Annotated in this window: 8 protein-coding genes; 7 read left to right on the top strand and 1 reads right to left on the bottom strand. The window is 50.3% G+C overall.

Features of this window, described 5'->3' with window-relative positions:
* Positions 1-2 precede the first annotated feature (2 nt).
* Positions 3-3,443, bottom strand: coding sequence for a PAS domain-containing hybrid sensor histidine kinase/response regulator (locus AC5E51_RS10060; protein WP_301378137.1), 3,441 nt, complete (start codon positions 3,441-3,443; stop codon positions 3-5).
* A gap of 173 nt (positions 3,444-3,616) precedes the next feature.
* On the opposite strand from AC5E51_RS10060, the gene AC5E51_RS10055 reads away from it, so the two are divergent.
* The 7 genes from AC5E51_RS10055 to AC5E51_RS10025 all read left to right on the top strand — a co-directional run bounded on the left by AC5E51_RS10055 (position 3,617) and on the right by AC5E51_RS10025 (position 11,983).
* Positions 3,617-3,961 carry a DUF485 domain-containing protein gene (locus AC5E51_RS10055; RefSeq protein ID WP_068435142.1) on the top strand — a complete coding sequence of 115 codons (345 nt, stop codon included), beginning with the start codon at positions 3,617-3,619 and terminating at the stop codon, positions 3,959-3,961.
* A gap of 5 nt (positions 3,962-3,966) precedes the next feature.
* Positions 3,967-5,442, top strand: coding sequence for a solute symporter family protein (locus tag AC5E51_RS10050; RefSeq protein ID WP_297533152.1), 1,476 nt, complete (start codon positions 3,967-3,969; stop codon positions 5,440-5,442).
* On the top strand, positions 5,439-7,235 hold the full coding sequence (locus tag AC5E51_RS10045; protein WP_301378136.1) for a DUF294 nucleotidyltransferase-like domain-containing protein: 1,797 nt from the start codon (positions 5,439-5,441) through the stop codon (positions 7,233-7,235). Before AC5E51_RS10050 ends, AC5E51_RS10045 begins: the two co-directional genes overlap by 4 nt.
* Positions 7,232-7,846, top strand: a complete 615-nt coding sequence (locus AC5E51_RS10040) for a 3'-5' exonuclease (RefSeq protein WP_068435149.1) — start codon at positions 7,232-7,234, stop codon at positions 7,844-7,846. The genes AC5E51_RS10045 and AC5E51_RS10040 overlap by 4 nt, the downstream gene beginning before the upstream one ends.
* A gap of 216 nt (positions 7,847-8,062) precedes the next feature.
* Complete coding sequence (locus AC5E51_RS10035) at positions 8,063-8,755, top strand: cupredoxin domain-containing protein (protein WP_301378135.1); 693 nt, start codon at positions 8,063-8,065, stop codon at positions 8,753-8,755.
* Between the two features lie 4 nt (positions 8,756-8,759).
* Complete coding sequence (locus tag AC5E51_RS10030; RefSeq protein WP_491778528.1) at positions 8,760-11,138, top strand: putative bifunctional diguanylate cyclase/phosphodiesterase; 2,379 nt, start codon at positions 8,760-8,762, stop codon at positions 11,136-11,138.
* Complete coding sequence (locus tag AC5E51_RS10025) at positions 11,135-11,983, top strand: DUF3034 family protein (protein ID WP_068435153.1); 849 nt, start codon at positions 11,135-11,137, stop codon at positions 11,981-11,983. The genes AC5E51_RS10030 and AC5E51_RS10025 overlap by 4 nt, the downstream gene beginning before the upstream one ends.
* Positions 11,984-11,990 lie beyond the last annotated feature (7 nt).

Genomic DNA, 11,990 nt, shown 5'->3' with positions numbered 1-11,990 from the left:
TATCAGTGTTTGGCAATGCGGCGCATCAATGCCCTGAGGGATGCCGGTCTTACAGGCTTACCGAGGAATTGATAACCATCCTGTTTCGCTTTTTCAGCCACTTGTGTGCGCGGGTCTGCAGTAATCAGAATGCCCGGAATTTCAATATCACCAAACTTTTCCCGCAGTCGCGACATCACATCCAGCCCCGTAACATCGCCGTCCAGTTGAAAATCAGCCAGCATGATGTCGGGTTTAAATGGGATATCTTCCGCATCAATTTCATTCTGGGCTGCGAAAATGTCGCAGCCCCAGCTTGAGAGCAGAGCTTTCATGCCTTCCAGGACTTCCGGATCATTATCGATGCAGAAGGCCTTCAGATGCGCGAAGCTGGCAGCCTGCGGCGTGGTATGAACTGCTACCGCCTCTTCAGCCTGAGCTGCGGTTAAGGGCAGAGTAATAGCGAAACAGGTTCCTGCTCCTGGCTTAGATGTTACCTGAATCGGATGATCCATCCGCTTTGCCATACGCTCAACAATCGCAAGCCCGAGCCCCAGCCCCTTACTGTCTTGCCGTGTGTTATTGAGACGGCGGAACTCGCGAAAAATCTCCTCAATTTTATCATCCGGTATGCCGGGACCTGTATCCCATACCTCAAGCCTGAGATTGTCGCCACGATGACGACAGCCGACCAGAATGCCGCCTTTTTCGGTGTAGCGCACAGCATTACTGATAAAGTTCTGGATGATGCGTCGTAGCCAGTGAGCGTCACTGATAACCCAGGCGCTGGTGTGCCTGACCTTAAAGTTGATACCGCGCTGTTCGGCCAAGGCACCAAATTCATCCCGAAGAGGTTTAAGGATTCGCTCCAGCGACAGGGGTATGGGCTTAGGTTCCATGTTGCCGGAGTCGAGCTTAGATATTTCAACAAGGTGCGAAAGTACTTCCTCTGCCGATTGCAGTGAGCCCTCCAGATGCTCCAGCAACTCACTTTGTTTTTCGGACAGGGACTGTTGCGCCAGAGTCGATGCAAACAGCTTAGCGGCATTCAGAGGCTGCATCAGGTCATGGCCTGTGGCAGCCAGGAACCGGGTTTTACTCTGGTTGGCTTCGATAAGCTGTGCGGCCAGTTCATCCAATTCTTCGGAGCGTTTTTCAACGCGGCGTTCGAGGCTGATGTTCGCTTCTTTTAATGCACGTTCTGCCTGCCTGTGAACGGTAATATCCGTGAAACTGGTTACAAAACCGCCGTCGGGCATCGGGTGTCCCTGCATGGACACGACGACGCCGTTGGGGAGCTGTCGCTCGAATTCGTGCGCCGAACCGGTTTTCAGGAACTGCATACGTCGCTGGACCTGGTCTTCGACTTCGCCCTGGCCACAGAAACCACGCATGGCGTTGTAGGCGATGACTTCTTCAATCGGTTTACCCACATGTATAAACCCACTGGGGTATTCGAATAATTCTGAGTAGCGGTTATTCCAGGCGACGAGCTTGAGGTCGCGGTCAATAACGCTGACACCTTGTCGAATATTTTCCAGCGCTGCCTGGAGTTGTTCCCGACTCAAAGCATAGGCGTTAGATGCTTCGCTGGCGAGAAGAGTAAGATCCTTGAGCTGGATCTGCTCGCCGCCCAATAAAGTAGAAAAAATCAATCGTGCAGAAGATGACCCTACGACAGAGCCGAGCAGCTCTTCAGCATCATGTAAGAGTTCATTTGAAGCGGCGGCATTGTCGTACTGAAGGCCGTGCGTTCCCTGATAAACGTGGAAGAAGCTATCAGATTTTTCCTGACCAAGAATACGTTCCAGAACGACCCTGACATCGTCGACTTTGCAGTCCAGGCTGCTTTTCGGGCGTCGCTCTGGTGCTGCACGCATACTGGTGAACTCGTTCGCCAACATACGCTCTCTTACAGGAGCTGTAGAGACCACAGAAAATACAATATATAGCGTGATGTTAACCATCAGGCTGACAATGACAGCGAAGCTGAAATCGTCCATATCGAAACCTAGCAGGGCGTATGGTATGAGCACATCGACGCTGTCTGCGCCCAGCTGTTGGCTGACAACGGGCCAGAACAGCTGCTGAAACCAGATAAATATGCCACCGAGAATACCCGCAATGGCCCCCTGACGATTACCGCCTTGCCAAAGTAATCCGCCAAACAGCGCGGGCGCGAACTGAGCGATGGCAGCGAACGACAGAAGACCGATCGCTGCCAGAGACTCCAGCCCTCCGGCGAAGCGGTAAAAGACATATGAACTCAACAGAAGCAGACCAATAACAAGACGACGGACTGTCAGAACCAGCTGTTGAACAGATTCCAGCTGCTGTCCGTCACGTTGCTGACGGCGGAAAATAACAGGCAGCACGACTTCATTTGAAATCATGGTGCTGACCGCAATGGTTGCGACAATGATCATACCCGTGGCAGCACTAGCGCCACCGATGAAGGCAAACATGGCTAAAGCGTCTGCCCCCATGGTCAATGGCAGGCTGACAACGTATGAGTCGGGCGAGAAGCCAAGGTCTTTCATAAACAGATGGCCGGAGAGTGCCAGTGGCGCAACAAATAACAACATGAGTGCCAGGTAGAGAGGAAACATCCATCGTGCCGACTGGATGTGGCGCGTGGATTCATTCTCGATTACTCCTACCTGAAACTGTCGTGGTAAACAAAGAATGGCTATGCCGGCGAGCAGGGTCTGGAGCATAAAGGAGACAGAGATGAAACTGCTGTTAAATAACGGATGGTCGGGGTCAGTTTCACGGGCAATACGTACCACATCGCCCGGAGTATCGTAGAGTGAATAAATCGCCCAAAGGCCAACCGCCACCATGGCGACGAGCTTTACGACAGATTCAAATGCGACAGCCAGTATCATGCCGGGGTGTTGCTCGCTGGCATCAATATCCCGGGTGCCAAACATGACAACGAAAAGCGCCATCAGGAGCGTGATATAGAAGGCTGTGTCCTGAAATATAAGCTCGGGAATAGGGTGGCTGAACCCTAGCGGCTGGGTCAGTAACTCGTAGGTCGTCGAAATGGCTTTTAATTGCAGCGCGATATACGGAATCACCCCAACAACTGCAACCACTGTGACCAGAATGGCCAGTGAATGGTCTTTACCATATCGGGTGGCAATAAAATCGGCGATAGACGTCAGGCGCTTCTCTTTGGTGATACGGATAATGCGTTCGAGGAGTGGCCATAACAGCAACAGAAATATAATCGGGCCGACATATATCGCCATAAACAGCCAGCCACTGCTGGCGGCCTGACCGACCGCACCGTAAAACGTCCAGGACGTGCAGTAGACTGCGAGTGAAAGGCTGTACACCAGTGGGCGGTTATGGACGGGGTTACCTGAAATCGCACGCTTGTCGCCGTACCAGGCAACTGCGAAGAGAATGGCGATATAAGCTAGTGAAAGAAGCAGTAGATGCCAGTCAGGAATCATACATTTTTCCGGTTATTTTCTTTCAGCCTAACACTATTTTCATCAGATGCATCTTCAATTATTGGGCCAGAACGCAGCGATATGATAGAGCTTTTCACTTCTACTATGGTAGGGCAGAGAAAAGCCAGCTCAGGCGGTAAACTGATAGTCCAGTATTTGCCCGGGACCGGCCAATGCCCTCGCATCTCAACTTCAGTCAAAACTCGAACGCCAAAGAGTATCGTGCGAAGCTTCTGATACATCCAGAGTATCAGCGATTGCGGGTCCGTATCCGGCAGTATCGTGCAAGTGTCGCCGTCGTGTTGCTTACCTGTTACCTGAGTTTTCTTTTTGTCTTTGTCTCTTTCCCTCAGGTACTGTTGCAGCCGGTCAGTGCACAGAATCCGACTCCTTGGCTCATTCCTGCAGCCATCATGCTTATCCTGTTTCAGTTCCTGGTGACTGGCGTTTACGTCAAACAAATGAACACTGTATTTGATGATGAGCTCGAACGGATCAGGCAGGACGTCGAGGTTTAATGCTGATGAGTAATACGGCACTGTATTTTGTCCTGACTGCACTTCCTTTAATGATTCTGATGATCTGGAGTGCTAATCGGATTCGCACCGCCGCTGAATTCTACGCCGCAGGTCGCGAGTATGGCGGTCTGAGGAACGGACTCGCTATTACAGGAGATTATCTGTCAGCAGCATCATTACTGGGCATTACTGGTCTGATACTGTTTTCCGGTTACAGCGGACTTCTCTATGCCGTCGGATTTTTTTCTGGTTGGCCGATTATTCTGATTTTGCTTGCAGATAAGCTGAGAACAATAGGGCACTTCACGCTCGCTGATGTGCTTAAAGACAGGTTTTCTGATCGTCGCGTCGTGCTTGTCGCGACATTGGGTTACTTCCCTGTGGTCGTGATTTATCTCTCTGCTCAGTTTATTGCGATGGCGTGGCTACTTAATTACATTTTCGATGTCGGCTATGAGTTGTTAGTGACGGCATTGACCGCGCTGGCTCTGGTGACGGCTTTAACAGGTCGCATGATATTTTCCTCCCGGGCGCAGATGATAAAAGCGGGGTTGGTCATCACTCTGATGTTGGTGATAACGGCACTGGCTTTTGATCGCGCAAGCTCCAGTCTGTCCGAGCTATTCAGCATTGATGTCTGGAAAGCGACCTCAGTGATTAACGGTGGCGCAGTGAGTAAGGACTCACCTTTAGCCTTATTCAGCCTGGGGATTGCGTTAATTCTTGGCCCAGTCGGGCTCCCTCATGTAATGAGTCGCTTCTTTTCTGTTGCTGATGAACGGCGTGCGCGGATGTCGGTGTTTTACGCCACGGGTATGATCGGTATTTTTTATATTCTGATCATCCTTCTGGGTTTTCTTACCATCAACCTTCTTGATCAGACTGAGACTCCGGTGACCAATGCGGGCAGCAACCTGATATTGGTGCACTTAGCGCAAAGTATCGGTGGCGAGTTTCTCACTGCTGTGCTGGTGGCAATACTTGTTGTCGTTCTGTTTTCAGTGATGACCTCGTTAGTCCTTACAGGCAGTTCGGCTTTTTCACACGATTGGTATGCACGAACCCTTAACAACGCAAATAAAGGCTGGAATGAGCGCCATTTGCATCGGCTAGCTTCGACTGTGACCGTTCTCAGTTCAGCTTTCCTGGCATTATTCTGGCAGACTGAAAATGTCGCTTACCTTGTTGGTCTTGCGTTTGCTTTCTCAGCGAGTGTGAATGTGCCACTGCTACTGGGTGCTTTGTACTGTGATCGGTTAACTTCCGCTGGTGCACTTGCCGGTGGTCTCGCCGGTCTGGCTGCCACTGTGATTGCGGTGGTGTGTGGGCCTTTGGTCTGGGGATATTTTTCCGCAGACGGAGAGCCTCTCTTTGCATGGCGTCACCCGGCACTCTTTGCTTTACTCACGGCGGTTGGCGTTATGTGGCTGGTATCCAGGCGCGGCCGCCAGGCTCAGGATGAAAAAGGGAATGGCCTATGAGCTTACAGATTAATCTTGACCAGCCTCCTTTCAGCTTCCTTGCAGAAAAAGAATTGGCGTGGCTTAAAAGCCGGCTTGATCTTGTATTTTTTCCTGCCGGAGAAGTGATTCTTGAAGTGGGGCAGGAATCCCCCGGTATTTACATCTTATACAAAGGCGTTGTGGAAGAAACCGACGACGATGATCAGGTGTTTACTCAGTATGGTACTGAGGACATGTTCGATGTTCGGGCGGTACTCGAGAGCAGCTGTAAACACAGGTTTACTGCCATCGAAGAAACGCTTTGCTACCTCCTGAAAGCGAAAGATTTTATTCAGCTTCTTAATAGCTCGGATGATTTTTCTGTGTATTTCAGAACGGATCTGGGAACCCAGCAATCTCTCGTGGAGCAGCGTGGTGGCGAAGTTTCTGAGTTTATTCTGGCGCAGGTTGATGGCGATACGATGCGCACGCCCGTCTACGTTACGGGGCAGACGACACTGGTCCGTACCGCCAGAATGATGCGTGATGAAAAGCATGATGCACTGTTAGTCCGTGATGGCGAGCGACGTGGGATCGTGACAGGCTCTGATCTGTTGCACGCCGTTCTTAACCACTCTCTGCCGAAAGAAACACGGGTTGCAGAGGTCGCCTGTTTTGATCTGATTACGGTAGAAGAAGGTGAGTACCTGTTCAATGCCTTGTTAAAAATGACCCAGCATCAGATTGAACGTGTCGTTGTAACCAGAAACAAAGAAATCGTTGGTGTACTTGAGTTGATGGACATGCTCAGTACGTTCTCAACGCACTCTCATATTGTTGCGATGCGAATTGAACAGGCTCGCTCAATAGAGGATCTGGTGATTGCAGCAGGGCGCCTTGAAAGCCTGATCGCGAACCTGTCTGGGCAGGGTGTAAAAGTCATGGCGATCATGTCGCTGATTACTACGCTGAATCGACGTCTTATTCGTAAAGCATTCGAGTTATTAGTTCCGGATAAACTGAACTCTCAGGTCTGCTTACTGGTATTAGGGAGTGAAGGCCGTGGTGAGCAGATTCTGAAAACGGATCAGGACAACGCCATCATCATCCGCGATGACCATGTGAAGGATGCACTGATGCCGTCTCTTCAGAAGTTGCATCAGGTACTTCTGGATTTTGGTTATCCGCGTTGTCCTGGTGGCGTTATGTTTATTAACGATGCCTGGATACACACGGCGGGCGAGTGGCGCGCACGCGTAGGTAAGTGGTTAAACAACTCATCTCCCGAGGCCATGATGAATATGGCGATCCTGATGGATGCGGAGCCCATCGCAGGCAATAGCGAATTATTTGAGGAAATTCGTGGCGCCTGGCATCACGAGTCGCTGAGATCGAGTATCGCTGCCTCCTGGTTCGCGAGACCTGCTTTGCAATTCGAGACTCCACTGACTCTTCTGGGCAATATCCGGGAAGATCACGGCGCCATCGATATCAAAAAAGGAGGCATCTTCCCTCTCGTTCATGGCGTGCGGGCTCTGGCGTTCGAGCATGGGTTGTATGAGACCAATACCTTTGACCGTATCGACCGTCTCGCAGAGCAGGAGGTTCTGAGCAAAGAGGTTGCCCAGGGCCTGAAAGACTCACTCGTATTATTCCTCAGAATCCGGCTTCGTCATCAGTTGGAAAAGGCGGAAAAGAATCCTGGACTCACGCAGCAACTGAAAGTATCTGACCTGCGCAGTGTTGATCGGTCGTTATTGCGTCACGGATTGCATAGGGTGAAGAAGTTCAAACAGTGGTTGGTCAGTCATTATCACCTGGAGAACCTGTGAGACTTCCTCTCTGGTTAAAGCGGCGGCTGCCGGGGTATCGGCCACCACCCGAGCGCTGGGCACATATGGAGGAGCCCTACACCGGCGATGACGTCGTTGTTGTGGATTGCGAGACCAGTGAGTTCGACAAAAAAAAAGGTCAGTTGTTAAGTCTCGCTGCGGTCGTTGTCAGTGGTCGGTCGATTGAGCTTTCATCGGCGCTTGACCTCACCGTTCGTTCGGATGCTGTAACACATCCCGACGCCGTCAGGATTCACTACCTGAGGAAAGAAGATCGTAAACACGGCGTTGCTACTGCGGATGCCGTGCAGCAGTTTCTCGACTTCGTTGGCAATCGACCCATCTGTGGTTTTTATATCGAATACGATAGAGCAATCCTTAATCGTTATATCCGAGACTTATATGGCTTTGAATTGCCTAATCGATTTATTGAAGTGTCGGAGCTTTATGTCAGGCAGAAGCGGCGCTACATACCTGAGGTAAACCTTGATCTGACGTTTGAGGGCTTGGCACGCGATCTCGATGTCCCTGTGATTGATCGGCACACGGCACTGGGCGATGTAGTATCCACAGCGTTGATGTTCATCAAGCTGCAGAAGGGCTCGTCCTAGCTCCGCTGCGACCATGCACTGGCTCGAAAAGAGAGGCCTGAAAGCCTATTTCAGGTGCACACATTACATATCTGACTTTGCGCGACAGACACTTGTTGACTACCTTTAATATAAAGCGGTGAAACAACCAACAGCCAGACGTTAATGCTCGCTTCACTGCCTCTGAATTTAACCGCATGCCGGTTTGTTGACTGTATTTCAGGAGAACAAAGTCGTATGAATGACAAGCTGGGAGGCTGTTGCATCCGGGTACTGATTCTGTCTTTCTGTCTTCTTTTCGCCTTTCGGCTCTCTGCTCAGGAATATCGGATAAAGATCACAGATATGGCGGGGCAGCCGATGGGAAATGCCGTGGTCTCTGTACGCACTGACAGTCCGACTGAAGTAGCACCGACGATCGCTCTGATGGATCAGGTTGAGCGTAAATTTGCTCCCCGTGTGCTCTCGGTCAATCAAAGCGATCTGGTTTCCTTCCCCAACAGCGATAACATCCGCCATCATGTTTATTCGTTTTCTGCTCCGAAGGTATTCGAAATCAAACTGTACGCAGATGTCCCTGAGGCTCCGATCGAATTCGGTGAGCCGGGCATTGTTGTGCTCGGATGCAATATCCACGATGACATGATTGGCTATATCTACGTAACACCGACTGGTTTCAGTTCGGGTGTTACCGGTCGAAATGGCGAAGCACTGATCCGGGCTGAGGGAAAAATAGAAGAATTGCGTATCTGGCATGAGCGCTTGTCGGCAGTCGAAACCGACCAGATAACGCTGACGGCACAAGGCCTGCAGAATTATCAGAGTGGTGATTCAGACTACTTGATTGCTATTAACCCTGAGCTCCCTCCTGTCGAGACCAAAGCTAGTTGGCATAACCACGGCGGTTTTGGCAATGGGATGAGAAGGTAGATCCGTGCTTGGTTTAAAAGGCGCACCTTTCAGCCTCAGGGCTCAGTTACTAACGTTTACAGCAGCACTGGTTGTCGTATCTTCCTGTACGGTATTGATACTTGTTTTGTTGAGCAGCGGCAGTGCCATTCGTGAAACGGTCAATCAGGAGATGCGCGAAGGTGTAAAGAGCTTCACAACTGCAATTTACGCAAGGCGACAACAACTGATTAATAATGCGACCTTGTTGGTCTCTGACTTTGGTTTCAAGCAGGCTGTCGCTACTAATGACGCAGAGACGATTCTCAGCATGTTGCAGAACCATGGTGAGCGTGTCAGTTCGGATCTTATGGTCATTGTAAATCTGGATGGTCGGGTCGTTGTATCGACCGAACCTGCACTGACCCGTGGGCAGCGCTTTTCGTATGATCGTGCCATAGGGGAAGTTCGCACCGGAAAAACATTTGCAGACTTTCTGGTCGTTGGCGACGCCATTTATCACATGGCAATAGTGCCCGTACGGGCCCCACGTCTGACCGCGATGGCAGGTATCGGTACCAGAGTGCGCCCGGAAGATATCCGTAAATGGATCGCACAATCGACTATTCACCTGACCTTTACCAACGGGCTTCCCGGTCAACAGGCCAATTGGGTCGTGGAAACGTCTTTGCCAGATCTGAGTTCTGTGGTGGAGGCGATCCGTGCACCAGACAACCTGACGAGTCTCGTGCGTTTGCCATTCCAGCGTGTACAGAAGTATTCCAGTCGGGAGGTCGATCTTTCCACTGACGATAGTTCCGTCAGAGTATTTATGACAGAGGATCTGTCGTCGTACTTTAGATCCTACGAATTCATCAGAAATCAGATTCTTGCGATCGCAGTTCTCGTACTCATCATTGCCGTGATCGGTAGTTTTGTTATCAGCCAACGACTGACGAAACCTTTAGTAATCCTTACTGGAAAAGCGCGTGAAATAGCTCGTGGTGTATACAGCGACATGTCTGAGATACCCGTGACGAGTTCGGATGTTGGTAGTCTGACCCGTGCCTTCCGGCGCATGAAAGTTGATCTGGCCGAGCGTGAAGAGCGCATTCTTTATCAGGCATCGCATGACTCACTTACGGGTTTATTGAATCGTGATGCCATGATTGAAGCCGTCTCGGGAATTGCTGAGCGTGGTGATAGGTTTATTCTCCTCGGCTTAAATCTGGTCGGTTTTAAAACCATCAACGACACACTGGGTATAGAGATTGGTGACGAATGTCTGGTCACCGTTGCTAAGCGTTTACAAAAGGTTGCTTTTGAGGGCATAGCCTCAAGACACTCGGCAGACGAGTTTTCAATGCTGCTGCCAGTAACTGAGGATCAGGAAACGACGGCGCAGAAAATTCTTTCCTGTCAGCGAGTGTTGAACGACCTGGCTGCACCTATGCAAATAGATGATATCAGTCTGACGGTAGACTATCGCGCGGGATTTATTGTTTACCCTGATCAGGCGGAATCGCCGTCACAGCTTCTACGCCGAGGCAAGGTCGCACTAGAGCATGCGATCACCACAGCGACTCCGCTTTATTACTTCCGTGAAGGTCAGGATAAAGTTCACCTGAAAAAGGTGAAAATTCTTAAATACCTGAAAGAAACACTCCAGAACGACGACGACCAGTTGCAGATGTATTACCAGCCGAAATACAACGTGCGTACCGGGGAAGTTGATAAAGCCGAAGCTCTGATCCGTTGGTTTCATCCGGATGAGGGATTTATCCCACCTGATATGTTTATCGAGCTCGCAGAACAGACGGGACTCATTGGCCTGGTCACGTCCTGGGTAATAGGCCGGGTATTGGACGATCAGGCAGATATGAAGCGAGCCGGAATTTCATTGCAGTTATCGATCAATATGTCAGCTCAGGATCTGAGCAACGATAACTTGCGGGTGCTGATTGATCAGAAGCTAATTGAAAATAATCTGGATGCTGCAGATATCTGTCTGGAAGTCACCGAGCGGGACATGATGACGGATGTCGACAAATCATTGGATCTTCTCAATTACTATCGTAGTCGCGGTTTCAGGTTATCCATCGATGACTACGGCGTTGGATATTCAGCACTGTCGAAACTAGCGATGATGCCCGTGCATGAACTGAAGATCGATAAGTGCTTCATTCTGAGATTAGCGAGCCGTGCAGATGATCAGATTATTGTTCGTTCGACAATTTCTATGGCCCATGAGCTGGGGCTGTCAGTAATTGCTGAGGGCGTCGAGGACAAAGAATCGCTCGATTTCCTGGCTACGCTCGGGTGCGACTATATTCAGGGATACTTTATTGCCAAGCCCATGTCTCGAGATGCACTGGGGCAATGGTTGCAGGAATTTAACCCAGAGCGTCTGGTGGAGGAAAAATGAAGAGTAAACTAATTCCATTAACAGCGGTAGCCATATCCACTCTGGCAGTCGCTGATGTAAATGCAGGCTCGCGCCTGATAGCAACATCGGGTGTTACTCAGCTTGAAGGTGGTGCGGGTGGTGGTTTGACGCCCTGGGCAGTGATCAGTGGTTACGCAGATGAAGGTGAGTATTCGGTGGGTGCCTTTCATACATCCACCGATGTTCAGGACTTTCGTCTGAAAGTAAACGGTGTTTCGGCCAGTTACGATAATCGATTTGAAGTCAGTGCTGCTTTACAAAGTTTCGAAATTAAGGGCGTAGCAGGAGACCTTAGGCAGGAAATTTACGGAGCCAAATACCGGATTTATGGTGATGCTATTTATACCGCTCTACCGCAGGTTGCAGCAGGTATTCAGTATAAGCGGCTGCTTGACGGAGATATTGCAGACGCGGTAGGAGCCGAAGATAGCGATTCAGGCATTGATTACTACGTGTCTGCGACCAAAGTTCATCTGGCGGCTGTCGCAGGCTATCACTTTTTATGGAATGCCACATTGCGGGCAACGCAGGCTAACCAGATGGGATTGCTGGGATACGGTGGCGATGATGAATCAGGCTACACATTACAGCCTGAAGTATCAGCTCTGGTGCTGTTGACGGATGACCTGGCCCTAGGGGCTGAATACCGGAAAAAGCCGGATAACCTGAGTGCATTTGACGAAGACAGCTTCAGCGATGTTTTCGTCGCCTGGTTCCCTAATAAAAATGTCAATCTGACTCTGGCGTATGCCGACCTCGGTAGTATTGCCGGTAGCGAAGATCAGGATGGCTTTTACTTTTCTATTTCAAGCTGGTTTAAATAAGGAAGTA

Source organism: Thalassolituus sp., assembly GCF_984348125.1.
The sequence above is the reverse complement of the archived record's forward strand: the minus strand, read 5'-3'. Positions and strand labels throughout refer to the sequence as shown.